The sequence below is a fragment of the Telluria sp. B2 genome, assembly GCF_051789535.1.
GTDB lineage: Bacteria > Pseudomonadota > Gammaproteobacteria > Burkholderiales > Burkholderiaceae_D > Telluria.
Map to the genome: position 1 here is coordinate 1,969,677 of NZ_CP196525.1, position 21,776 is coordinate 1,991,452.

Annotated in this window: 24 protein-coding genes; all 24 read left to right on the top strand. The window is 64.6% G+C overall.

The window, feature by feature from the left end; all coding sequences use genetic code 11:
* The first annotated feature begins 4 nt into the window (after positions 1-4).
* The 24 genes from ACSUZJ_RS08850 to ACSUZJ_RS08965 all read left to right on the top strand — a co-directional run bounded on the left by ACSUZJ_RS08850 (position 5) and on the right by ACSUZJ_RS08965 (position 21,741).
* The gene (locus ACSUZJ_RS08850; protein ID WP_499415254.1) at positions 5-598 is read left to right on the top strand and encodes an NADH-quinone oxidoreductase subunit C; all 594 of its coding nucleotides are present in this window, start codon (positions 5-7) and stop codon (positions 596-598) included.
* Positions 598-1,851, top strand: a complete 1,254-nt coding sequence (locus ACSUZJ_RS08855; protein WP_499415256.1) for an NADH-quinone oxidoreductase subunit D — start codon at positions 598-600, stop codon at positions 1,849-1,851. Before ACSUZJ_RS08850 ends, ACSUZJ_RS08855 begins: the two co-directional genes overlap by 1 nt.
* Before the next feature lie 21 nt (positions 1,852-1,872).
* Positions 1,873-2,352, top strand: a complete 480-nt coding sequence (nuoE, locus tag ACSUZJ_RS08860) for an NADH-quinone oxidoreductase subunit NuoE (protein WP_499415258.1) — start codon at positions 1,873-1,875, stop codon at positions 2,350-2,352.
* Positions 2,349-3,644: an NADH-quinone oxidoreductase subunit NuoF gene (gene nuoF, locus ACSUZJ_RS08865; RefSeq protein ID WP_499415260.1), complete on the top strand. Its 1,296-nt coding sequence runs from the start codon at positions 2,349-2,351 to the stop codon at positions 3,642-3,644. The genes nuoE and nuoF overlap by 4 nt, the downstream gene beginning before the upstream one ends.
* Positions 3,645-3,664: 20 nt before the next feature.
* Positions 3,665-6,007, top strand: coding sequence for an NADH-quinone oxidoreductase subunit NuoG (nuoG, locus tag ACSUZJ_RS08870; RefSeq protein ID WP_499415262.1), 2,343 nt, complete (start codon positions 3,665-3,667; stop codon positions 6,005-6,007).
* Complete coding sequence (gene nuoH / locus ACSUZJ_RS08875) at positions 6,007-7,089, top strand: NADH-quinone oxidoreductase subunit NuoH (RefSeq protein WP_499415264.1); 1,083 nt, start codon at positions 6,007-6,009, stop codon at positions 7,087-7,089. Before nuoG ends, nuoH begins: the two co-directional genes overlap by 1 nt.
* Positions 7,090-7,103: 14 nt before the next feature.
* Positions 7,104-7,592, top strand: a complete 489-nt coding sequence (nuoI, locus tag ACSUZJ_RS08880) for an NADH-quinone oxidoreductase subunit NuoI (protein WP_499415266.1) — start codon at positions 7,104-7,106, stop codon at positions 7,590-7,592.
* A gap of 23 nt (positions 7,593-7,615) precedes the next feature.
* Entirely contained in the window at positions 7,616-8,278 is a 663-nt protein-coding gene (locus ACSUZJ_RS08885) for an NADH-quinone oxidoreductase subunit J (RefSeq protein WP_499415268.1), read from the top strand.
* Positions 8,275-8,583 carry an NADH-quinone oxidoreductase subunit NuoK gene (nuoK, locus tag ACSUZJ_RS08890; RefSeq protein WP_312549994.1) on the top strand — a complete coding sequence of 103 codons (309 nt, stop codon included), beginning with the start codon at positions 8,275-8,277 and terminating at the stop codon, positions 8,581-8,583. Before ACSUZJ_RS08885 ends, nuoK begins: the two co-directional genes overlap by 4 nt.
* A 41-nt stretch (positions 8,584-8,624) precedes the next feature.
* A complete protein-coding gene (gene nuoL / locus ACSUZJ_RS08895; protein ID WP_499415270.1) occupies positions 8,625-10,736 on the top strand; it encodes an NADH-quinone oxidoreductase subunit L in 2,112 nt (703 codons plus the stop codon).
* Between the two features lie 22 nt (positions 10,737-10,758).
* Positions 10,759-12,270 carry an NADH-quinone oxidoreductase subunit M gene (locus tag ACSUZJ_RS08900; protein ID WP_499415272.1) on the top strand — a complete coding sequence of 504 codons (1,512 nt, stop codon included), beginning with the start codon at positions 10,759-10,761 and terminating at the stop codon, positions 12,268-12,270.
* Positions 12,271-12,285: 15 nt separating this feature from the next.
* Positions 12,286-13,791, top strand: coding sequence for an NADH-quinone oxidoreductase subunit NuoN (nuoN, locus tag ACSUZJ_RS08905; RefSeq protein WP_499415274.1), 1,506 nt, complete (start codon positions 12,286-12,288; stop codon positions 13,789-13,791).
* Positions 13,792-13,794: 3 nt separating this feature from the next.
* A complete protein-coding gene (locus ACSUZJ_RS08910) occupies positions 13,795-14,163 on the top strand; it encodes a DUF2818 family protein (protein ID WP_499415276.1) in 369 nt (122 codons plus the stop codon).
* Positions 14,164-14,221: 58 nt separating this feature from the next.
* Complete coding sequence (locus ACSUZJ_RS08915; protein WP_499415278.1) at positions 14,222-14,779, top strand: NUDIX domain-containing protein; 558 nt, start codon at positions 14,222-14,224, stop codon at positions 14,777-14,779.
* Position 14,780: 1 nt separating this feature from the next.
* Positions 14,781-15,503, top strand: a complete 723-nt coding sequence (locus ACSUZJ_RS08920) for a hypothetical protein (protein ID WP_499415280.1) — start codon at positions 14,781-14,783, stop codon at positions 15,501-15,503.
* On the top strand, positions 15,500-16,216 hold the full coding sequence (gene ispD, locus ACSUZJ_RS08925) for a 2-C-methyl-D-erythritol 4-phosphate cytidylyltransferase (RefSeq protein ID WP_499415282.1): 717 nt from the start codon (positions 15,500-15,502) through the stop codon (positions 16,214-16,216). Before ACSUZJ_RS08920 ends, ispD begins: the two co-directional genes overlap by 4 nt.
* Positions 16,217-16,223: 7 nt before the next feature.
* The gene (gene ispF, locus ACSUZJ_RS08930; protein ID WP_499415284.1) at positions 16,224-16,736 is read left to right on the top strand and encodes a 2-C-methyl-D-erythritol 2,4-cyclodiphosphate synthase; all 513 of its coding nucleotides are present in this window, start codon (positions 16,224-16,226) and stop codon (positions 16,734-16,736) included.
* 110 nt (positions 16,737-16,846) lie between these two features.
* Positions 16,847-17,164 (top strand): DMT family transporter, encoded by a 318-nt coding sequence (locus ACSUZJ_RS08935; RefSeq protein ID WP_499415286.1) that lies wholly within the window; start codon positions 16,847-16,849, stop codon positions 17,162-17,164.
* A gap of 258 nt (positions 17,165-17,422) precedes the next feature.
* Complete coding sequence (locus tag ACSUZJ_RS08940) at positions 17,423-18,685, top strand: MFS transporter (RefSeq protein ID WP_499415288.1); 1,263 nt, start codon at positions 17,423-17,425, stop codon at positions 18,683-18,685.
* A 5-nt stretch (positions 18,686-18,690) separates the two neighbouring features.
* Complete coding sequence (locus ACSUZJ_RS08945; protein WP_499415290.1) at positions 18,691-18,999, top strand: hypothetical protein; 309 nt, start codon at positions 18,691-18,693, stop codon at positions 18,997-18,999.
* Positions 19,000-19,073: 74 nt separating this feature from the next.
* On the top strand, positions 19,074-19,628 hold the full coding sequence (locus tag ACSUZJ_RS08950) for an NADPH-dependent FMN reductase (protein ID WP_499415292.1): 555 nt from the start codon (positions 19,074-19,076) through the stop codon (positions 19,626-19,628).
* Positions 19,618-20,052 (top strand): VOC family protein, encoded by a 435-nt coding sequence (locus tag ACSUZJ_RS08955; RefSeq protein WP_499415294.1) that lies wholly within the window; start codon positions 19,618-19,620, stop codon positions 20,050-20,052. The genes ACSUZJ_RS08950 and ACSUZJ_RS08955 overlap by 11 nt, the downstream gene beginning before the upstream one ends.
* Positions 20,049-20,942: an ion transporter gene (locus tag ACSUZJ_RS08960; protein WP_499415296.1), complete on the top strand. Its 894-nt coding sequence runs from the start codon at positions 20,049-20,051 to the stop codon at positions 20,940-20,942. The genes ACSUZJ_RS08955 and ACSUZJ_RS08960 overlap by 4 nt, the downstream gene beginning before the upstream one ends.
* A gap of 196 nt (positions 20,943-21,138) precedes the next feature.
* A complete protein-coding gene (locus tag ACSUZJ_RS08965; protein WP_499415298.1) occupies positions 21,139-21,741 on the top strand; it encodes a phasin family protein in 603 nt (200 codons plus the stop codon).
* The last annotated feature ends 35 nt before the right edge of the window (positions 21,742-21,776 follow it).

Below are 21,776 nucleotides of genomic sequence, written 5' to 3' on the forward strand. Positions count from 1 at the left end.
CAGCATGACGACAAAACTCGAAGTCCTCCAACTCGCCCTGGAAAAAGCCCTGGGCGAGGGCGCCGCCATTTCGACGGCGCTCGGCGAAGTGACCGTGGTGGTCAAGGCCGCCGACTACCTGCGCGCGATGCAGACCCTGCGCGACGACCCGTCGCTCCGATTCGAAGAACTCATCGACTTGTGCGGCGTCGACTATTCCCAATATGGGGAAGGCACCTGGGGCGGCCTGCGCTACGCGGTCGTGACCCACCTGCTGTCGCTCGAGCACAACTGGCGCGTCCGCGTGCGCGTGTTCTGCCCCGACGACGACATGCCGCTGGTCGAATCGGTCACCGGCATCTGGCGTGCCGCCAACTGGTACGAGCGCGAAGCGTTCGACCTGTTCGGCATCCTGTTCGACGGTCACGGCGACCTGCGCCGCATCCTGACCGACTATGGCTTCATCGGCCACCCGTTCCGCAAGGACTTCCCGATCTCGGGCTACGTCGAAATGCGCTACGACCCCGAACAGAAGCGTGTGATCTACCAACCCGTGACGATCGAGCCGCGTGAAAACATCCCGCGCGTGATCCGCGAAGAAACCTACGGGATGAAATAATGGCTGAGCTTAAGAATTACACCCTGAACTTTGGTCCGCAGCACCCGGCAGCGCACGGCGTGCTGCGCCTGGTGCTGGAGCTGGACGGCGAAGTGATCCAGCGCGCCGACCCGCACATCGGCCTGCTGCACCGCGGCACCGAGAAGCTGGCGGAAACCCGCACCTACCTGCAGTCGGTGCCGTACATGGACCGTCTCGACTACGTGTCGATGATGTGCAACGAGCACGGCTACGTGCTGGCCGTCGAGAAGCTGCTCGGCATCCAGGCGCCGATCCGCGCCCAGTACATCCGCGTCATGTTCGACGAGATCACCCGCCTGCTGAACCACCTGATGTGGCTGGGCGCGCACGCGCTCGACATCGGCGCCATGGGCCCCTTCCTGTACGCGTTCCGTGACCGCGAAGACCTGTTCGACGTCTACGAGGCGGTGTCGGGCGCGCGCATGCACGCGGCCTATTACCGCCCGGGTGGCGTCTACCGCGACCTGCCGGACTTCATGCCGCAGCACAAGGAATCGATCATCCGCTCGAAGAAGGCGATCGCCCAGCTGAACGAAGACCGCCAGGGTTCGGTGCTCGACTTCATCGAGGCCTTCACCAAGCGCTTCGACGGCTATGTCGACGAATACGAGACCCTGCTGACCGATAACCGCATCTGGAAGCAGCGTACCGTGGGCATCGGCGTGGTGTCGCCGGAAGACGCGAAGGCCATGGGCTTCACCGGCGCCATGCTGCGCGGCTCGGGCGTGGCCTGGGACCTGCGCAAGACCCAGCCTTACGCCGTCTACGACAAGCTCGAATTCGACATCCCGGTCGGCACCAACGGCGACTCCTACGACCGCTACCTGGTGCGCGTGGAAGAAATGCGCCAGTCGAACCGCATCATCAAGCAGTGCATCGCCTGGCTGCGCGTGAACCCGGGTCCGGTCATGATCGACAACTACAAGATCGTCCCGCCCAAGCGCGAAGACATGAAGTCGAACATGGAATCGCTGATCCACCACTTCAAGCTGTTCACCGAAGGCTTCCACGTGCCGGAAGGCGAAGCCTACGCGGCGGTCGAGCACCCGAAGGGCGAGTTCGGCATCTACATCGTGTCCGACGGCGCCAACAAGCCTTACCGCCTGAAGATCCGCACGCCCGACTATGCCCACCTGCAGAGCCTGGACGAGATGGCCCGCGGCCACATGATCGCCGACGCCGTCACGATCATCGGTACCCAAGACATCGTTTTCGGCTCCATTGACCGATAAGTCCGAAAGGCAGAAGAGATTATGTTGTTATCCGAGCAGTGCTATAAAAAAATCGACCGTGAGCTGGCCAAGTATCCGGCCGACCAGCGTCAGAGCGCCGTGATGGCCGCGCTGGCTCACGCCCAGGTCGAACTGGGCTGGCTGTCGCCCGAAACCATGCAGGAAATCGCCGACTACATCGGCATGCCGGCCATCGCCGTGCAGGAAGTGGCGACCTTCTACAACATGTACAACATCCGCCCGGTAGGCAAGCACAAGATCACCGTGTGCACCAACCTGCCGTGCGCGCTGTCCGGCGGCGAACGCGCCGCCCAGCACCTGAAAGACAAGCTCGGCGTCGAATTCCGCGGCACCACCGAAGACGGCATGTTCACCGTCATGGAAGGCGAGTGCATGGGCGCGTGCGGCGACGCACCGGTCATGCTGGTGAATAACCACCGCATGTGCTCGTTCATGAGCAACGACAAGATCGACGCCCTCGTTGAGGAACTGAAGAAATGACCAGCCTGCACGACCGTCACATCAATCCGCTGATCCTGAAGGATCTGAACGGCGAGAACTGGCACCTCGAAGACTACGTCAAGCGCGGCGGCTACTCGGCCCTGCGCCGTATCCTCGAGGGCGGCATCGCTCCCGAGCAGATCATCGCCGACCTGAAGGCCTCGGGCCTGCGCGGCCGCGGCGGCGCCGGTTTCCCGACCGGCCTGAAGTGGAGCTTCATGCCGCGCCAGTACCCGGGCCAGAAATACCTCGTCTGCAACACCGACGAAGGCGAGCCGGGCACGTTCAAGGACCGCGACATCATCCGCTACAACCCGCACGCGCTGATCGAAGGCATGGCCATCGGCGCCTACGCGATGGGCATCACCGTGGGCTACAACTACATCCACGGCGAGATCTTCCAGGAATACCTGCGCTTCGAAGAGGCGCTGGAAGAGGCGCGCGCCGCCGGCTTCCTGGGCGATAACATCATGGGCTCGAACTTCTCGTTCCAGCTGCACGCCCACCACGGCTACGGCGCCTACATCTGCGGCGAAGAAACCGCGCTGCTCGAGTCGCTGGAAGGCAAGAAGGGCCAGCCGCGCTTCAAGCCGCCTTTCCCGGCCTCGTTCGGCCTGTACGGCAAGCCGACCACGATCAACAACACCGAGACCTTCGCGGCCGTCCCGTTCATCCTGAACGTCGGTCCGGAGAACTACATGGGCATGGGCAAGCCGAACAACGGCGGCACCAAGATCTTCTCGATCTCGGGCGACGTCGAGCGTCCGGGCAACTACGAGGTCCCGCTGGGCACCCCGTTCGCCAAGCTGATGGAGCTGGCCGGCGGCATGCGCGGCGGCAAGAAGATCAAGGCCGTGATCCCGGGCGGTTCGTCGGCGCCGGTGATCCGCGGCGACGTCATGATGGACACCGACCTGGACTACGACTCGATCGCGAAAGCCGGTTCGATGCTCGGTTCGGGCGCCGTCATCGTCATGGACGAGACCCGCTGCATGGTCAAGTCGCTGCTGCGCCTGTCCTACTTCTACTACGAAGAGTCCTGCGGCCAGTGCACGCCCTGCCGCGAAGGCACCGGCTGGATGTACCGCATGGTGCACCGTATCGAACACGGCCAGGGCCGTCCGGAAGACATGGACCTGCTGAACTCGGTCGCCGACAACATCCAGGGCCGCACCATCTGCGCGCTGGGCGATGCCGCCGCGATGCCGGTTCGCGCCATGATCAAGAACTTCCGCGAGGAATTCGAATATCACATCGAGCACAAGCACTGCCTCGTGCCCACTTACCTTTAAGCCAGGTCAGGTAACGACAAATGGTTGAAATTGAATTAGACGGCAAGAAAGTCGAAGTCGCACCAGGTTCCATGGTGATGGACGCCGCAAACAAACTCGGGACTTACATCCCGCACTTCTGCTATCACAAGAAACTGTCGATCGCAGCGAACTGCCGCATGTGCCTGGTCGAGGTCGAGAAGGCCCCGAAACCGCTGCCGGCCTGCGCCACCCCGGTGTCGCCGGGCATGATCGTGCGCACCCACAGCGACAAGGCCGTGCACGCGCAGAAGTCGGTCATGGAGTTCCTGCTGATTAACCACCCGCTGGATTGCCCGATCTGCGACCAGGGCGGCGAATGCCAGCTGCAGGACCTGGCCGTCGGCTACGGCAAGGGCAACTCGCGTTACCAGGAAGAAAAGCGCGTCGTCGCGCCGAAGGAAGCCGGTCCGCTGATCTCGATGGAAGAGATGGCGCGCTGCATCCAGTGCACCCGTTGCGTGCGTTTCGGCCAGGAAGTGGCCGGCGTCATGGAATTCGGCATGCTGGGCCGCGGCGAGCACTCGGAAATCACCACCTTCGTCGGCAAGACCGTCGACTCCGAAGTGTCGGGCAACATGATCGACCTGTGCCCGGTCGGCGCGCTGACCTCGAAGCCTTTCCGCTTCTCGGCACGTCCGTGGGAGCTCCAACGTCGCCGCTCGGTTTCCCCTCATGATTCGCTGGGCACCAACCTGATCGTCCAGGTCAAGGGGGGCAAGGTCATGCGCGTGCTGCCGCTGGAAAACGAAGCCATCAACGAATGCTGGCTGTCCGACAAGGACCGCTTCTCGTACGAGGCGCTGGACAATGCCGACCGCCTGATCAACCCGATGATCAAGCAGGGCGGCAACTGGATCGAGACCGACTGGCAGACCGCACTGGAATACGTGGCCCACGGCCTGCGTAACATCCGTCACGAACACGGCGCGGACAGCATCGCCGCCGTCGCGACCGCCCATTCGACGGTCGAAGAACTGTACCTGCTGCAAAAGGCCATGCGCGGCTTCGGCGTCGAGAACGTCGACTTCCGCCTGCGCCAGACCGACTTCGCCCTCGATGGCGCGGTCACCCCGTGGCTGGGCATGCCGATCGCCGAACTGTCGAACCTGAAGCGCGCCTTCGTCATCGGTTCCTTCCTGCGCAAGGACCACCCGCTGGTGGCCACCCGCCTGCGCCAGGCAGTCAAGGGCGGCGCCAAGCTGTCCATCCTGCACGGCACCGACGAAGACAACCTGATCCCGACCGCCGCCAAGATGATCGCCGCGCCGACCGACTGGCTCGCCGCCCTGTCGGAAATCGTCTCGGCTGTCGCCGCCGCCAAGGAAACCGCGGCCCCGGCCGGCTTCGAGAACGTGCAGGCTGGCGACGCGGCGAAAGCCATCGCCGCTTCGCTGGTCGCGATCGGCGCCGAGCTGCCGGGCGCTGTGCTGCTGGGTAACTCAGTCACCCACCATCCGGACGCATCGAAGATCCACGCCGCCGCGCAATGGATCGCCAACGCCACCGGCGCCAGGTTCGGCTACTTCGTCGAAGCGGCCAACACCGTCGGCGGCTACCTGGTGAACGCGACCTCGAACAAGGCTGCCGACCTGTTCAGCGTACCGAAGAAAGCTTATGTTCTGCTTAACGCCGAGCCGGAGCTGGACGCGGCCAACCCGCAGCAGGCGCGCGCCGCCCTCGACGGCGCCGAGATGGTCGTCGCCATGTCGCCTTTCAAGCACGGCATGGACTACGCCGACGTGCTGCTGCCGATCTCGCCGTTCAGCGAGACCGCCGGCACCTTCGTGAACTGCGAAGGCCGCGCACAGAGCTTCAACGGCACCGTGCGTCCGCTGGGCGAAACCCGTCCGGCCTGGAAAGTGCTGCGCGTGCTGGGCAACCTGCTGGGCCTGTCGGGCTTCGACTACGAGAACTCGGAATCGATCCGCGACGAAGCGCTGGGCAAGGGCGTGCTTGATCACTCGGCCAAGCTGAACAACGTCGCCAGGCTGGCCCCAAGCGCCGCCAAGCGCTCGGAAGAGGCGGGTTCGCTGCAGCGTATCGCCGACGTGCCGATCTACTTCGCCGACGCGATCGCGCGCCGTTCGGAGCCGCTGCTGCGCACGGCCGACGCCAACGCGCCGCTGGTGCGCCTGCCGCTGGCAGTCGCCGAGCGCCTGGGCGTGAAGGCCGGCGATGCGGTCAAGGTCACCCAGGGCATTGGCTCGGCCGTGCTGGTCGCCGACATCGACGCGCGCCTGCCGGCGAACGTCGTGCGCGTGGCCGCGGCCCATCCGGCAACCGCCACTCTCGGCGCGATGTTTGGCGCCATCAACATTGAAAAAGCAGGGGAGGGCAAGTAATGGCAACGCCCGGTTTTATCGATAGTTTCTACAACGGCGGCGATGCGCTGCTGGGTCAGGCCTGGCCGCTGTTCTGGACCTTGATCAAGATCCTCTGCGTGCTGCTGCCGCTGATGGGCCTGGTCGCCTACGCGACCCTGTGGGAGCGCAAGCTGATCGGCTGGATCCAGATCCGCGTCGGCCCGAACCGTGTCGGCCCCGGCGGCCTGCTGCAGCCGATCGCCGACGCGGTCAAGCTGCTGCTCAAGGAAATCGTGATCCCGACCCGCGCCACGACCAAGCTGTTCGTGCTGGGCCCGATCATGACCATCATGCCGGCGCTGGCCGCCTGGGCGGTCGTGCCTTTCGGCCCGGACGCGGCCCTGGCCAACGTCAACGCAGGCGTGCTGCTGCTGATGGCGATCACCTCGATCGAAGTCTACGGCATCATCATCGCCGGCTGGGCGTCGAACTCGAAGTACGCCTTCATGGGCGCGATGCGCGCCTCGGCCCAGATGATTTCCTATGAAATCCCGATGGGCTTCGTGCTGGTCGTGGTGCTGATGGTCACCGGCAGCCTGAACTTCTCCGACATCGTCTTCAGCCAGCAGGCGGGCACCTTCGCCGACATGGGCCTGAACTTCCTGTCGTGGAACTGGCTGCCGCTGCTGCCGCTGTTCGTCATCTACTTCGTGTCGGGCCTGGCCGAGTGCAACCGCCACCCGTTCGACGTGGTGGAAGGCGAGTCGGAAATCGTGGCCGGTCACATGGTCGAGTACTCGGGCATGTCGTACGCGATGTTCATGCTGGCCGAATACGCCAACATGATCCTGATCGCCACCCTGGCCTCGGTCATGTTCCTGGGCGGCTGGTCGGCACCGTTCGCCTTCCTGGAATTCGGCGGCGCCTTCGGCGGCTTCTTCTGGCTGTTCGTGAAGATGTTCCTGCTGGTCTCGATGATGATCTGGGTCCGCGGCACCTTCCCGCGTTACCGCTATGACCAGATCATGCGCCTGGGCTGGAAGGTCTTCATCCCGATCACCCTGATCTGGCTGGTGCTGGTCGCGGGTGTGATGCAGACGTCCTGGAATATTTGGAAGTAAGGAAGCGCATTCAAATGAACCGAATCAAAGAAATCTTCGGCAGCCTGATGCTGACCGAACTGTTCAAGGGTCTGGCCCTGACGGGCCGCTACGCCCTGTCGCGCAAGATCACGGTGCAGTACCCGGAAGAGAAGACGCCGATGTCGAACCGCTTCCGCGGCCTGCACGCGCTGCGCCGCTACCCGAACGGGGAAGAGCGCTGCATCGCCTGCAAACTGTGCGAGGCGGTTTGCCCGGCCATGGCCATCACGATCGAATCGGCGCAGCGCGAGGACGGCACCCGTCGCACCACGCGCTACGACATCGACCTGACCAAGTGCATCTTCTGCGGCTTCTGCGAAGAGTCCTGCCCGGTCGACTCGATCGTCGAGACCCACGTACTGGAATACCACGGCGAAAAGCGCGGCGATCTCTACTACACCAAAGAGATGCTGCTGGCCGTGGGCGACCGGTACGAAGCCGATATCGCTGCCGCCCGCGCGGCTGACGCGAAGTACCGTTAACAAGAAAAAGGTCCCCGTCAGTCATGGAACTTACTACGATTTTTCCAACGATCCTGTTCTACGTGTTCGCGGCCGTCATGGTCGTGTCCTCGCTGCTCGTCATCACCTCGAAGAACCCGGTCCACTCGGCGCTCTTCCTGGTGCTGGCCTTCTTCAACGCGGCCGGCATCTGGCTGTTGCTGAAGGCCGAATTCCTCGCCATCGTGCTGGTGCTGGTGTATGTCGGCGCCGTCATGGTGCTGTTCCTCTTCGTCGTCATGATGCTCGACATTAATATCGACCGCATGCGCGAAGGCTTCGTCGGCTACCTGCCGATGGCCCTGATCATCGGCGCCGTCATCGTGCTGGAAATGGCCGCCGTGCTGTGGAACGGCTACAGCGGCTTCGCCCAGACGCCGGAAGCGGCGGCCCTGAACATCGGCGGCACCCGCGAACTGGGCCGCCTGATCTACACCCGCTACATCTACGGCTTCGAGATCGCCGCCGTCATCCTGCTGGTGGCGATCATCGCCGCCGTGGCGCTGACCCTGCGCAAGCGCAAGGACACCAAGGCAATCGATCCGGGCGCCGCCGTACGCGTCAAGCGTAACGAACGCCTGCGCATCGTCAAGATGGCGCCGGTGAGCGCCGCCGGCATCGATGCCAACAGCACGTCCGGCATGCAGGACACGAAGGAGAACCCATGACTTTATCGCTCGCACACTACCTGGTCCTGGGCGCGATCCTCTTCGCGATCTCGATCATCGGTATTTTCCTGAACCGGAAGAACATCATCATCCTGCTGATGGCCATCGAACTGATGCTGCTGGCAGTGAACCTGAACTTCATCGCCTTCTCGCATTACCTCGGTGATGCGGCGGGCCAGATCTTCGTGTTCTTCATCCTGACCGTCGCGGCCGCCGAATCGGCGATCGGCCTGGCGATCCTGGTGGTCCTGTTCCGTAACCTGGACACGATCAATGTGGAAGACCTCGACAGCCTGAAGGGCTGACCGGTCTCGGTAAGAATAAACAATAACGGATAAGGTTCAACATGGCGGGGCAACTCTCTTCCTCAATGTTACTGGCGGTGCCCTTGGCGCCGCTCGCAGGCTCGGCGATTGCCGGCCTGCTCGGCACCAAGTTCCTTGGTAACGTGGTGGGCCGCAAGGTCTCCCACACGGCGACCATCCTGGGCGTCCTGATCGCACTGATCATCTCGGTGCAGACCCTGATGGCGGTGCTCGACGGCGCCAGCTTCAACCAGGATATCTACACCTGGATGACGGTCGGCTCGGTGAAGCTGGCCGTCGGCTTCCAGATCGACGCGCTGTCGGCAATGATGATGTGCGTGGTGACCTCGGTCTCGCTGATGGTCCACATCTACACGATCGGCTACATGGCCGAGGACGAAGGCTACAACCGCTTCTTCTCGTACATCTCGCTGTTCACGTTCTCGATGCTGATGCTGGTCATGTCCAACAACTTCCTGCAGCTGTTCTTCGGCTGGGAAGCAGTGGGCCTGGTGTCGTACCTCCTGATCGGCTTCTGGTACACCCGCCCGACCGCGATCTTCGCCAACATGAAGGCCTTCCTGGTCAACCGCGTCGGCGACTTCGGCTTCATCCTCGGCATCGGCCTGCTGCTGGCCGCGTCGGGCTCGATGCAGTACACCGACGTCTTCGCCCAGGCCGACAAGCTGGCCGGCATGACGGTTCCCGGCATCGGCTGGCCGCTGCTGACCGCAGCCTGCATCTGCCTGTTCATCGGCGCGATGGGCAAGTCGGCGCAGTTCCCGCTGCACGTCTGGCTGCCGGACTCGATGGAAGGCCCGACCCCGATCTCGGCCCTGATCCACGCGGCAACCATGGTTACCGCCGGCATCTTCATGGTCTCGCGCATGTCGCCGCTGTTCGAGCTGTCGGATGGCGCACTGTCCTTCATCATCGTCATCGGCTCGATCACCGCGCTGTTCATGGGCTTCCTGGGCATCATCCAGAACGACATCAAGCGCGTCGTCGCCTACTCGACCCTGTCGCAGCTGGGCTACATGACCGTCGCGCTGGGCGCCTCGGCCTACTCGGTGGCCGTGTTCCACCTGATGACCCACGCCTTCTTCAAGGCGCTGCTGTTCCTCGGCGCCGGTTCGGTCATCATCGGCATGCACCACGACCAGGACATGCGCAACATGGGCGGTCTGCGCAAGTACATGCCGATCACCTGGATCACTTCGCTGCTGGGCTCGCTGGCCCTGATCGGCACCCCGTTCTTCTCGGGCTTCTACTCGAAGGACTCGATCATCGAGGCGGTGCACGCGACCAACATCCCGGGCGCCGGCTTCGCCAACTTCGCGGTGCTGGCAGGCGTGTTCATCACGGCTTTCTACTCCTTCCGCATGTACTTCCTGGTGTTCCATGGTGAAGAGCGCTTCGGCAAGGCCCACGCCCACGACAACCATGCCCATGCGCACGACGCACACAAGCAGGCCGCCGCGGCCCACGGTCACGACGCGCACGCCGAGCACGATTCCGACGCGCACCACGAAGAGGAAGACGCGCACGGCCACCACGGCCTGGCCCCGGGCCAGAAGCCGCACGAGTCGCCATGGGTCGTGACCCTGCCGCTGATCCTGCTGGCGATCCCGTCGGTCATCATCGGCTACCTGGCGATCGGTCCGATGCTGCACGGCGACTTCTTCAAGGGCGTGATCTTCGTCGGCGAGAACCATACCGCGATGGAAACCCTGCGCGAAGAGTTCCACGGCGCCCTCGGCATGGCGATCCACGGCCTGACCACCGCACCGTTCTGGCTGGCACTGGCTGGCGTCGTCTGCGCCTACTACTGCTACATGGTCAATCCGCGTGTCCCGGCCTGGTTCTACAGCAAGTTCAAGCCGCTGCACACGCTGCTGGACAACAAGTACTACATGGACAAGTTCAACGAGGTCGTGTTCGCAGGCGGCGCGCGCGCCATCGGCGGCGGCCTGTGGAAAGTGGGCGACCGCGCGCTGATCGACGGCCTGGTCGTCAACGGTTCGGCGAAGGTAGTTGGCTGGTTCGCGCTGCTGACCCGTACCTTCCAGACGGGTTATATCTACCACTACGCGTTCGTGATGATCGTGGGCGTCCTCGCGACCCTGCTGTACTTCTTCCCGTTCTGGCGCTAATCACAGGCAAAGAAAAAGACAAATGATGCAGTCTACGATCTCTACATTTCCTCCTTACCTGAGCCTGGCTATCTGGCTCCCGATCCTGTTCGGCGTGCTCGTGCTCGCCGTGGGCCGCGACAAGAATGCGGGCTTCGTCCGCCTCCTGTCGCTGGTCGGCGCCGTCGTCAGCCTGCTGCCGACGATCCCCTTGATCACGAACTTCGATAACGCCGCGCACGGCATGCAGTTCGCCGAAACCGCGCCGTGGATCGAGCGCTTCAACATCTTCTACCGCCTCGGCGTGGACGGCCTGTCGCTGTGGTTCGTGCCGCTGACCGCCTTCATCACGGTGATCGTGGTGGTGGCTGCCTGGGAAGTGATTCAGGAACGCGTGGCCCAGTACATGGGTTCCTTCCTGCTGCTGTCGGGCCTGATGATCGGCGTCTTCGCAGCCCTGGACGGCGTGCTGTTCTACTTCTTCTTCGAAGCGACCCTGATCCCGATGTTCATCATCATCGGCGTCTTCGGCGGCCCGAACCGCGTGTACGCAGCATTCAAGTTCTTCCTGTACACGTTCTTCGGCTCGCTGCTGACCCTGATCGCGATCATCTACCTGTACAACGTGTCGGGCACCTTCAACATCGTCGAATGGCACGCACAGCCGCTGTCGATGAAGGAGCAGATCCTGATCTTCATCGCCTTCTTCATGGCCTTCGCCGTGAAGGTCCCGATGTGGCCGGTGCACACCTGGCTGCCGGACGCCCACGTCGAAGCGCCGACCGGCGGCTCGGTCGTGCTGGCCGCGATCATGCTGAAGCTGGGCGCATATGGTTTTCTCCGCTTTTCGCTGCCGATCGCGCCTGACGCCTCGCACTACCTGGCCCCGGTCGTCATCGTGCTGTCGCTGATCGCCGTGATCTACATCGGCCTGGTGGCCATGGTCCAGAAGGACATGAAGAAACTGGTCGCCTACTCGTCGATCGCGCACATGGGCTTCGTCACCCTGGGCTTCTTCATCTTCAACGACATGGGCGTGCAGGGCGGCATCATGCAGTCGATCTCGCACGGCTTCGTGTCGGGCGCGATGTTCCTCTGCATCGGCGTGCTGTACGACCGCGTCCACTCGCGTGAAATCGCCGACTACGGCGGCGTCGTCAACACGATGCCGAAGTTCGCCGCCTTTGCCGTGCTGTTCTCGATGGCCAATGCAGGTCTCCCGGCCACCTCGGGCTTCATCGGCGAATTCATGGTGATCCTGGCCGCGGTGCAGTTCAACTTCTGGACCGGCCTGCTGGCAGGCACCGCCCTGATCCTGGGCGCCGCCTACTCGCTGTGGATGGTCAAGCGCGTGGTCTTCGGCCCGATCGGCAACAAACACGTCGCCGAACTGACTGACCTGAACAAGCGCGAGTTCGCCATCCTGGCGGTCCTGGCCATCGCCACGCTGTACATGGGCCTGTACCCGGCGCCGATCGCCGACACCCTGCAGACCTCGGTGTCCGACCTGCTGCAACACGTGTCCGTGAGCAAGCTCCCGCAGCTGCCTCAATAAATCGATATGAACGAGATGACTAACACTTTGCTACCGGCGGTCGACACCAACCTGGTGCCGGTCTACGCCGAAATCTTCCTCTTGATCGCGGCTTCCGCGATCCTGCTGATCGACATGTACCTGAAGGGGTCGCGCCGTAACGTGACCTACTACCTGTCGCTGCTGACCCTGGTCGGCTGCGCGGTGTTCAGCTGGGCCGACTTCAACAGCGGCGCGACCGTCTACACGTTCAACCACATGTACGTGTCGGACCCGATGTCGAACCTGCTCAAGCTCTTTACTTACCTGGCGGTCGGCATCACGCTGGTGTATTCGCGCCAGTACGTGGGCGAGCGCGGCATGCTCTCGGGTAACCTGGGCGGCGAGTTCTACGTGCTCGCGCTGTTCTCGATGCTGGGCCAGATGATCATGATCTCGGGCAACAGCATGCTGTCGATCTACCTGGGCGTGGAACTGATGTCGCTGTCGCTGTACGCCCTGGTGGCGCTGCGCCGCGACCACGCGGTGGCGACCGAAGCGGCGATGAAGTACTTCGTCCTCGGCGCACTGGCTTCGGGCTTCATGCTCTACGGTATCTCGATGATCTACGGCGCCACCGGCAGCCTGGACGTGAACGAGATCGCCGCACGCAGCGTCGCCGCCGGCGCCAACACCACCATCCTGGTGTTCGGCCTGGTGTTCCTGGTCGCGGGCATGGCCTTCAAGCTGGGCGCGGTGCCTTTCCACATGTGGGCGCCGGACGTCTACCAGGGCGCACCGACCGCGGTGACCCTGCTGCTGGGCGGCGCGCCGAAGCTGGCCGCATTCGCGATGCTGATGCGTATCCTGGTCGAAGCGCTGCCGGGCATGGCCTACGACTGGCAGCAGATGCTGCTGGTGCTGGCCGTGCTGTCGCTGGCCATCGGTAACCTGACCGCGATCGCCCAGTCCAACATCAAGCGCATGCTGGCCTACTCGTCGATCGCCCAGATGGGCTACGTGCTGCTGGCCATGGTTGCCGGCGTCGTCGGCGACAACACCGGCAACATGCCGACCGCCTACAGCGCCGCGATGTACTCGTCGATCACCTACGTCCTGACCACCCTGGGCAGCTTCGGCCTGGTCATGATGCTGGCGCGTTCGGGCTTCGAGGCCGAGCAGATCGCCGACTTCAAGGGCCTGGGCCGCCGCAGCCCGTGGTTCGCCGTCGTCATGACCGTCCTGATGTTCTCGCTGGCCGGCGTGCCGCCGATGATGGGCTTCATGGCCAAGTGGGCAGTGCTGCAGGCCGTCGCCAACACCGGCATGGTGTGGCTGGCCGTGATCGCGGTGATGTTCTCGCTGATCGGCGCCTTCTACTACCTGCGCGTCGTGAAGGTGATGTGGTTCGACGAGGCTGCCGACACCAGCCCGATCGCCGTCCCGGCCGACATGCGCTTCGCGCTGTCGCTCAACGGCATTGCCATCGTCGTGCTGGGCGTGGTCCCGGGCGCACTGCTGGGCACCTGCCTGCAGGCGATCCGCGCAACCCTGGCGGCCTAAGCCTTGGACGTCTCGCTGGCCGGCTGGTTGGTGCTCGCGGTCGCGATCGCGGCCGCCAACCTGCCGTTCGCCAATGAGCGGCTGTTCGGCTTCATTCCCCTGCCGAAGGGCAGGGGAGTGAACGCTTCTGCTGCGTCTTCCTCCTCCTCTTCTTCTCCAGCCGGTCCGGCACGCACGAAATCCTTCTTCGCGCGCCTGCTCGAGCTGCTTGTCTTATACTTCATCGTCGGCGCACTGGCCCGGCTGCTGGAATCCTCGATCGGCAACGTGTTTGCCCAGGGTTGGGAGTTCTATGCCATTACCGGCTGCCTGTTCGTCGTGCTGGCGTTTCCGGGATTCGTCCTGCGTTACCTGCGAAAACGTCACCACTGATTCGCCGCTCCGGTCCGGGTCGGCGTTTCATCAACGCGGTCACCAACCTGGGAGCTAAATGGATTCTCATCTGAAGGAAGTTCGCCTTGACGGCGAGATTGCGTACGACGGCAAGTTCCTGAAAGTCTCGCGCGATCGCATTCAACTGCCTGACGGCAAAATCAGCCACCGCGAATACATCCGCCACCCGGGCGCGGTCGTGATCCTGCCCCTGTTCGACGATGGCCGCGTGCTGCTCGAACGCCAGTTCCGCTACCCGAACGACCGTGTCTTCGTCGAGTTCCCGGCCGGGAAGATCGATCCGGGCGAGGAGCACCTGGCCTGCGCCAAACGCGAGCTGGAAGAAGAAACCGGCTACACCGCGAGCGACTGGCGTTTCGTCTGCACCATCCACAATGCCATCGCCTATTCGGACGAGCACCTGGAGCTGTTCCTGGCGCGCGGCCTCACCGCGGGCACGCCCAAGCTCGACGAGGGCGAGTTCCTGGAAACCTTCACCGTCACCGTGCCCGAACTGCTCGAGATGGTGAAGACCGGCCAGGTCACCGACGTGAAGACCATCATCGGCGCCTTCTGGCTCGAGAAGATCACCAGCGGGAACTGGACGCCGGCCTAAGATGAAGCTGCCGTTCGCGCTGGCCATGATGGTGTGCTGCGCGCCTGGCCTTGCCGCCGAACGTGCTCCAGAGAGAACGCTCGAACGCACTCCCTTCCAGGCCCGGTGCGAAGACACCATCGGCGAAAGCATCTCGGTGCTGTCCTCGCGCCAGAACGGCTACCGCGTCGACAATACCTATTCCTTCCACGGCCTGACGCGCATGAAAGGCAGCCGCGCGCCCGGCAGCTACGTGCTCGGGCTTACGCGCGCGGAAAGCCGGGTCGCGATCGCCGTGCACGGTCGCATGCTGCAGGACCCTGACAGCGGCTACGAGTGCGTGGCGCCCCGCCTCGAAGTAAACCTCTACTACCTCCCGATCGTTGTATATGTCGGGCGCGAGTTCGCGCCAGGGACCTGCGCCTACCGCGAAATCCTCGGCCACGAGATGCGCCACCTCGATGTCTACCGTGAGTTCCTGCCCCAGGCCGAGAAGGTCGTGAGCGCGGCGCTGGCCCGGCGTTTCGAGGGTAAACCGCTGTATGCGCCGAGCGGCCAGGCGCGGAATTTGTTGCAGCGCGAAATCGATACCGGCTGGATGCCGTTCATCAAGAAGGAGATGGCGAAAGTCGAGAAACTGCAGGCAGCAATTGATACTCCGCAGGAATACGCGCGTCTCGGCAAAGTTTGTGCAGGTGAGGTACAGTCTCTTATTAGACCGGCAAAACGTAAAAAAACGACATGAATTCTCAAGCTCCACGTTATTTCGCATTGATCCCCGCTGCCGGCGTCGGGGCGCGCATGGCCGCGAACGGACCGAAGCAGTACCTGAAAATCGGCGGCAAGCCGATGCTGCGCCATGCCATCGACGCCTTCCTGTTCAGCGAACTGATCGCGCATACCTACGTCGTCGTCAGCCCTGACGACCCGATCATCGACAGCGTCGTGCCCAGCCACGGCGTCACCGTGCTCAGATGCGGCGGTGCAACACGGATGGAATCGGTGAAGAACGGCCTCGCCGCCCTGAACGGCACCCTGCGCGAAAACGACTGGGTGCTGGTGCACGATGCGGCGCGTCCGGGCCTGGACGACGGCCTGATCGAAAAACTGATCACGAATACCGGCGAACACCCGGTGGGCGGCGTGCTCGCGCTGCCGGTGGTCGACACCGTCAAGCGCTGCATCGCCGGCGAAGTCGGCACCGTCTCGCGCGAAGGCATGTGGCTGGCGCAGACGCCGCAGATGTTCCGCTACAAGCTGCTGCGCGATGCGCTGGCTCATGTGAGCGACCCTGCGCGCGACCCGAACCAGATCACCGACGACGCCTCCGCCGTCGAGGCGCTGGGCCTGTCGCCGAAGCTGGTCGAAGGCCATCCGCGCAACCTGAAAGTCACGCTGCCCGGCGATATCCGCATCGCCGAGATGTACCTGGCAACGGCCCAACCCGAATTACTGTAATCGAATCATGGCACTTGCATCCTACAACCCGACGCCGCCGTTCCGTATCGGTACCGGCTATGACTGTCACCGGCTGGTCGAGGGCCGCAAGCTCATCGTCGGCGGCGTGACCATTCCGCACAAGCTCGGCCTGTTCGGGCACTCCGACGCCGACGTGCTGCTGCACGCGATCATCGACGCGCTGTTCGGCGCCGCCGCCCTGGGCGACATCGGCAAGCATTTCCCCGACACCGACCCGATGTTCGCCGGCGCGGACTCCCGCACTTTATTGCGGGAGGCAGCGACGCGTGTCCTCGCCACCGGCTACACCATCGGCAACGTCGACGCCACCATCATCGCCCAGCAGCCGAAGATGGCCCCGCACATCCCGCAGATGGTCTCGCGCATTGCCGAAGACCTGGGGGTCTCGCCCCAGCAGGTCAACATCAAGGCCAAGACCAACGAGAAGCTGGGCTACCTCGGCCGCGAGGAAGGCATGGCAGCCGAAGCGGTGGCAATGCTGATCCGCGCCGCGGCGTAAGCAGCCCAAGGCAGGGCGGCCGCGCCGCCCGCCGACAAATTCAGGAGGACGACCTCCCCCATTCTGGGAAACATATCCGGGACGGCCCGGCTCTTTACAAGGAGAGCCGTATGGCTTGGATCATGTTGTTTGTTGCGGGTATCTTCGAGGTCGTCTGGGCGTACGCGATGAAGCAGTCGGAGGGCTTCACGCGTCTCGTTCCCTCGATCATCACGCTCGTCACGATGGTGGCGAGTTTCCTGCTGCTGTCCGCCGCGATGCGGACCATTCCGCTGGGGACGGCCTATACCATCTGGACCGGCATCGGGGCCGTCGGCGCCTTTGTCGTCGGCGTGGCGTTCCTGGGCGAGCAGTTGAGCCCGATGCGTATTCTCGCGGCGGTGTTGATCGTGAGCGGGCTGGTGTTGATGAAGATGTCGGCGGACTAAGGGGCTTAGTCGCGGGCGTTTCGACTTGCTCGCGTTGCACCGCGTGGACTCGGGAGTCCACCCTACGAAAACCCGTGCATCGTTTTTTATCGATGGCGGTGGCGGAGGCGTAGGGTGGACACCTGTGTCCACGCGGTGATACGCGACGCTTCCGCTCCACCAGCCGGGCTGGTAAAACAGACCCCGCCAGCAAACGCCCGGCATCGTTGCTAAAATCCCATCCCTGATCCACGCCCACGCGTCCGAACGGGGAAAACCATGAATACCAACAACGAGATGTCGCCCCGCGCCGCCTGGCTGCTGATCCTGGCGGCCAGCGCCATCCTGATGATCACGATGGGCGCGCGCCTGACCACAGGGCTGTTTCTCTCTCCCCTGAACACCTCGACCGGCCTGGGCGTGGCGACGATCAGCTTCGCGATGGCGGTCGGCCAGTTCATGTGGGGCGCCTCGCAGCCGGTGTTCGGGGCGGTCGCCGACAAGTACGGTTCGGCGCGCGTCATCATCCTCGGCGCCGTGCTGCTGGCCGGCGGCCTGGCCGCTACGCCCTTCGTCAGTTCGGAGTGGGGCCTGCTGGTCACCCTGGGCGTGCTCTCGGCCGCCGGCGCCGGCGCCGGCAGCTTCTCGATCCTGATCGGCGCCACAGCAGGGCGCCTGCCCGCCGCGCGCCGTCCCTTCGCGTCGGGCTTCATCAATGCCGGCGGCTCCTTCGGCCAGTTCGTGTTCTCGCCGCTGATGCAGGTCCTGATCGCCGGCCCCGGCTGGATCATCGCCATGCTGACCATGGCTGCCACCACCTTGCTGACCATTCCGCTGGCCTGGTTCATGCGCGGCAAGAGCCCGGTCCCTGATGTGGCCGCGAATTCGGTTGCGGCCGCAGGTGCTGCGCCGGTAATCGGCACGACGCTGACCGGGCAGCTGCGCCAGGCCATGCGCGACCGCAGCTACCTGTGCCTGCACGCGGGCTTCTTCACCTGCGGCTTCCACATCGCCTTCCTGGTCACCCACCTGCCGGGCGAAGTGGCGCTGTGCGGCCTGCCGGTCGGCGTGGCCGGCACGGCGCTCGGCCTGATCGGCCTGTTCAACATCGCCGGCAGCCTGTGCGCGGGGGCCTTGTCGACGCGCTACCGCATGAAGAACCTGCTGGCCCTGATGTACGCCAGCCGCGCCCTGATCATCGTGCTCTACCTGCTGGCGCCGAAGACCGCGCTGACCTTCTACATCCTCGCCGCGGCGCTCGGCTTCACCTGGCTGGCCACGGTGCCGCCGACCGCCGGCCTGGTCGGCAAGCTGTTCGGCACGCGCTACCTGGCGACCCTGTTCGGCCTGACCCTGCTGTCGCACCAGGTCGGCGGCTTCTTTGGCGCCTGGCTGGGCGGCCTGGCGTTCGTGCGCTTCGGCGACTACAGCTGGATGTGGTACGCCGACATCGCGCTGGCCCTGGCGGCGGCCCTGGTCAACCTGCCGATCCGCGAAGCGCCGGTGGCGCGCGCGGGCGCGCTGCCCACGGCCAGGGCGTAAGCAAAATGGCGCGCGACACCTGGGCTTACCGTGAAGTGGCCGTGCACTCGGTACGCGACCCGCGCAGCGGCAAGCTGCGCATCGCACCGATGCCGGGGCAGGCCTTTGCCCCGACGATGCGGGTGCAGTGCGCGAGCGTCTTGCGCGACCCCGAGCGCTACCCCGAAGGCACGCGCTTCCTGTTGCAGGCCAAGCTCACCGACCGCCTGGGCGGCGAGCCCTTCCTGTATGCCTGGCATGGCGATCCGGTGCAGGTCCTGAGCGCCTCGCAGGCGAAGAAATTCCTCGCGGCCTTCCGGCGCGGGCGCATCTGAAGCCGCCGCCGCGCACGCACCGCGGCAAAAATGGTTAACATCGGGACTTTACAACCGAACATGAAGGAGAAGAAATGGCAACGAAGAAAATCGCCGTCATCGTGGGCAGCCTGCGCAAGGATTCATACAGCCGCAAGATCGCCAGGACCATGACTGGGCTGGCGCAAGGCAGGCTGGACATGGAAATCGTCGAGATCCGTGACCTGCCACTGTATAACGAGGACGACGAGACGGCGACGCCGCCCCGGGCCTTCACCGAATTTCGCGAGCGCATCCGCGCGGCCGACGGCGTGCTCTTCGTCACGCCCGAGTACAACCGCTCGGTCCCGGCCGCCCTCAAGAACGCCATCGACGTCGGTTCGCGACCCTATGGCAAGGCCGCCTGGACCGGCAAGCCCTGCGCCATCGTCAGCCAGTCGCCGGGTGCGCTGGGTGGCTTCGGCGCCAACCACCACCTGCGCCAGACCCTGCCGTTCCTGAACATGCCCGCCATGCCGGCGCCGGAAGCCTACCTCGGCGGCATCGCCACCAAGTTCGAGGGCGACCAGCTCACCGACGACTCGCTGCGCGGCTTCCTGCAGACCTTCGTCGACGCCTTTGCCGCCTGGGTGGAAAAGCATGCAGGCTGATATCGAGACGAAACCAGCCATCGCGATCCGCGAGATCGACCACGTGGTGCTGCGCGTGGTCGACCTGACGCGCATGGAGCGCTTCTACCGCGAGGTGCTGGGCTGCACGGTGGCGCGCCGACAGGAGGCGATTGGCCTCATCCAGTTGCGCGCCGGCAGCGCCCTGGTCGACCTGGTGCCGGTCGACGGCAAGCTCGGGCGCATGGGCGGCGCCGCGCCCGGCAGGGAGGGGCGCAATGTCGACCACATCTGCTTCCGCCTCGAACCCTTCGACGAGGCGGCGATCCGTGCCCACCTGGCGGCGCATGGCGTTGATGCCGGCCCGCTTGATTCACGCTTCGGCGCCGAAGGCGACGGGCCCTCCATCTACTTGCAGGACCCCGAGGGCAACACGATCGAGCTGAAGGGGCCGCCTTACCAATGAGGCAGGTCGACCAGGTCCGCACCTACACTGAACCCGACACGTTCGGCAAGCCGGCGGGCGGCTGGCGCGCGCGCATGCACGAGGTCATCTTCGGCATCGATACGCCGGCCGGTCGCAACTTCGACATCGCACTGGTGTGCGTCGTGCTGCTCAGCATCGTCGTCGTGATGCTTGAGAGCGTGCCGTGGGTCGGCGCCCGCTATGCCGGGATCCTGCATGCGCTGGAATGGGGATTTACGCTGCTCTTCACTGCCGAGTACATCGCCCGCCTCGCCTGCGTGCGCCGCCCCATGCGTTACGCAACCAGTTTCTATGGGCTGGTGGACCTGGTGTCGGTCCTGCCGACGTATATTTCGCTGCTCGTGCCGGGGAGTGCGGTCCTGCTGGATATCCGCGTGCTGCGCCTGCTGCGCGTGTTCCGCATCTTCAAGCTCACCCTCTACATCGAGGAGTACACGCGCCTGGGCGAGGCGCTCAGGGCCAGCCGGCGCAAGATCATGGTCTTCCTGTCGGTGGTGCTGATGGCCATCGTGGTGCTGGGCACCCTGATGTACGTGGTCGAAGGGCCGGAGAACGGCTTCACCAGCATCCCGATGGCGATGTACTGGGCCACGGTCACCATGACCACCGTCGGCTACGGCGACATCACGCCGCACACCTACCTCGGCAAGGCCATTGCCTCGTGCATGATGCTGCTCGGCTGGGGCATCCTGGCGGTGCCGACCGGCATCGTGACGGCCGAGATGACCTCGCAGCGCCTGGGCCGCCGCGGCCCCCGCACGCCCGAGCGCGGCTGCACCGCCTGCGGCAGCGTCGGGCACGATCCGCGCGCACGTTTCTGCAAGGATTGCGGGGCGGCCCTGCCCATCCATCCCCCTGCGGCGTCGTGACCTGGCGCCCTGATGCACGTTTGAGCGGCCGCAAGTGACAGGCAGCGGCCTGCCCTAGCCTTGTAGCCTCGTGTGGAAGAGGCGCCCGCGGTCCCCGCCGCGCGGCCCTCCCGCATGCCTTTTCGTGCGCGCGGCATCCCCTGCGCGCGCGGGAAGTAGTTGCACCACAAACCACAACCATTTCACGAGGCGACGCATGTACCCATTCTCACAATCGGTCCACCCTGCGGTGCGCACCCACCTGGACGCGCAGACCGCTTTCATGAACGACATGTCCAAATCGCTGTTCCAGTCCTTCCAGCAGATGTGCGACCTGAACATCCAGCTGGTCCAGACCATGCTGGAGGAAACCACGCTCGCGAGCCAGCAGTTGCTCGCCGCCGACCGCCAGAGCGAGCTGCTCAGCGCCGCCGCGGCGCGCGCCCAGCCCACTACCGAAAAGCTGCGCGCCTACCAGCAGCACATCTCGCGCCTGGCCGCCGACGCCCAGGTCGAACTGGCCCGCGTCACCGAGCAGCACGTGCAGAACACCAGCCGCACCGCGCGCGCACTGGCCGACGAGGTGGCGCGCACCGCCACCGAGGAAACCGAGCGCGGCCTGCGCAAGCAGCAGGAAACCGTGCAACGCTTCGTCGATCCGTTCGTGCGTCCGGGCTACAGCGGCAACGGACATGACAGGGCGCACGGCGATGGCGGGGCGCAGGCGCAAAGCCAGAGCGGCCCGATCCAGAGCGGCACGGTCCAGCGCGGGGAGGGCGGCCAGGCCGGCGCGCAGGCCGGCAAGGGGGCGCACGCCTGAGTGCGCGGGGCCGCCGTTGCAGGCCGGCTCATCCG

Excerpts from the sequence above, each read along its gene's own strand:
- ACSUZJ_RS08850 (WP_499415254.1), top strand. The coding sequence starts at position 5 with ATGACGACAAAACTCGAAGTCCTCCAACTCGCCCTGGAAAAAGCCCTG.
- ACSUZJ_RS08855 (WP_499415256.1), top strand. The coding sequence starts at position 598 with ATGGCTGAGCTTAAGAATTACACCCTGAACTTTGGTCCGCAGCACCCG.
- nuoE (WP_499415258.1), top strand. The coding sequence starts at position 1,873 with ATGTTGTTATCCGAGCAGTGCTATAAAAAAATCGACCGTGAGCTGGCC.
- nuoF (WP_499415260.1), top strand. The coding sequence starts at position 2,349 with ATGACCAGCCTGCACGACCGTCACATCAATCCGCTGATCCTGAAGGAT.
- nuoG (WP_499415262.1), top strand. The coding sequence starts at position 3,665 with ATGGTTGAAATTGAATTAGACGGCAAGAAAGTCGAAGTCGCACCAGGT.
- nuoH (WP_499415264.1), top strand. The coding sequence starts at position 6,007 with ATGGCAACGCCCGGTTTTATCGATAGTTTCTACAACGGCGGCGATGCG.
- nuoI (WP_499415266.1), top strand. The coding sequence starts at position 7,104 with ATGAACCGAATCAAAGAAATCTTCGGCAGCCTGATGCTGACCGAACTG.
- ACSUZJ_RS08885 (WP_499415268.1), top strand. The coding sequence starts at position 7,616 with ATGGAACTTACTACGATTTTTCCAACGATCCTGTTCTACGTGTTCGCG.
- nuoK (WP_312549994.1), top strand. The coding sequence starts at position 8,275 with ATGACTTTATCGCTCGCACACTACCTGGTCCTGGGCGCGATCCTCTTC.
- nuoL (WP_499415270.1), top strand. The coding sequence starts at position 8,625 with ATGGCGGGGCAACTCTCTTCCTCAATGTTACTGGCGGTGCCCTTGGCG.
- ACSUZJ_RS08900 (WP_499415272.1), top strand. The coding sequence starts at position 10,759 with ATGATGCAGTCTACGATCTCTACATTTCCTCCTTACCTGAGCCTGGCT.
- nuoN (WP_499415274.1), top strand. The coding sequence starts at position 12,286 with ATGACTAACACTTTGCTACCGGCGGTCGACACCAACCTGGTGCCGGTC.
- ACSUZJ_RS08915 (WP_499415278.1), top strand. The coding sequence starts at position 14,222 with ATGGATTCTCATCTGAAGGAAGTTCGCCTTGACGGCGAGATTGCGTAC.
- ACSUZJ_RS08920 (WP_499415280.1), top strand. The coding sequence starts at position 14,781 with ATGAAGCTGCCGTTCGCGCTGGCCATGATGGTGTGCTGCGCGCCTGGC.
- ispD (WP_499415282.1), top strand. The coding sequence starts at position 15,500 with ATGAATTCTCAAGCTCCACGTTATTTCGCATTGATCCCCGCTGCCGGC.
- ispF (WP_499415284.1), top strand. The coding sequence starts at position 16,224 with ATGGCACTTGCATCCTACAACCCGACGCCGCCGTTCCGTATCGGTACC.
- ACSUZJ_RS08935 (WP_499415286.1), top strand. The coding sequence starts at position 16,847 with ATGGCTTGGATCATGTTGTTTGTTGCGGGTATCTTCGAGGTCGTCTGG.
- ACSUZJ_RS08940 (WP_499415288.1), top strand. The coding sequence starts at position 17,423 with ATGAATACCAACAACGAGATGTCGCCCCGCGCCGCCTGGCTGCTGATC.
- ACSUZJ_RS08945 (WP_499415290.1), top strand. The coding sequence starts at position 18,691 with ATGGCGCGCGACACCTGGGCTTACCGTGAAGTGGCCGTGCACTCGGTA.
- ACSUZJ_RS08950 (WP_499415292.1), top strand. The coding sequence starts at position 19,074 with ATGGCAACGAAGAAAATCGCCGTCATCGTGGGCAGCCTGCGCAAGGAT.
- ACSUZJ_RS08955 (WP_499415294.1), top strand. The coding sequence starts at position 19,618 with ATGCAGGCTGATATCGAGACGAAACCAGCCATCGCGATCCGCGAGATC.
- ACSUZJ_RS08960 (WP_499415296.1), top strand. The coding sequence starts at position 20,049 with ATGAGGCAGGTCGACCAGGTCCGCACCTACACTGAACCCGACACGTTC.
- ACSUZJ_RS08965 (WP_499415298.1), top strand. The coding sequence starts at position 21,139 with ATGTACCCATTCTCACAATCGGTCCACCCTGCGGTGCGCACCCACCTG.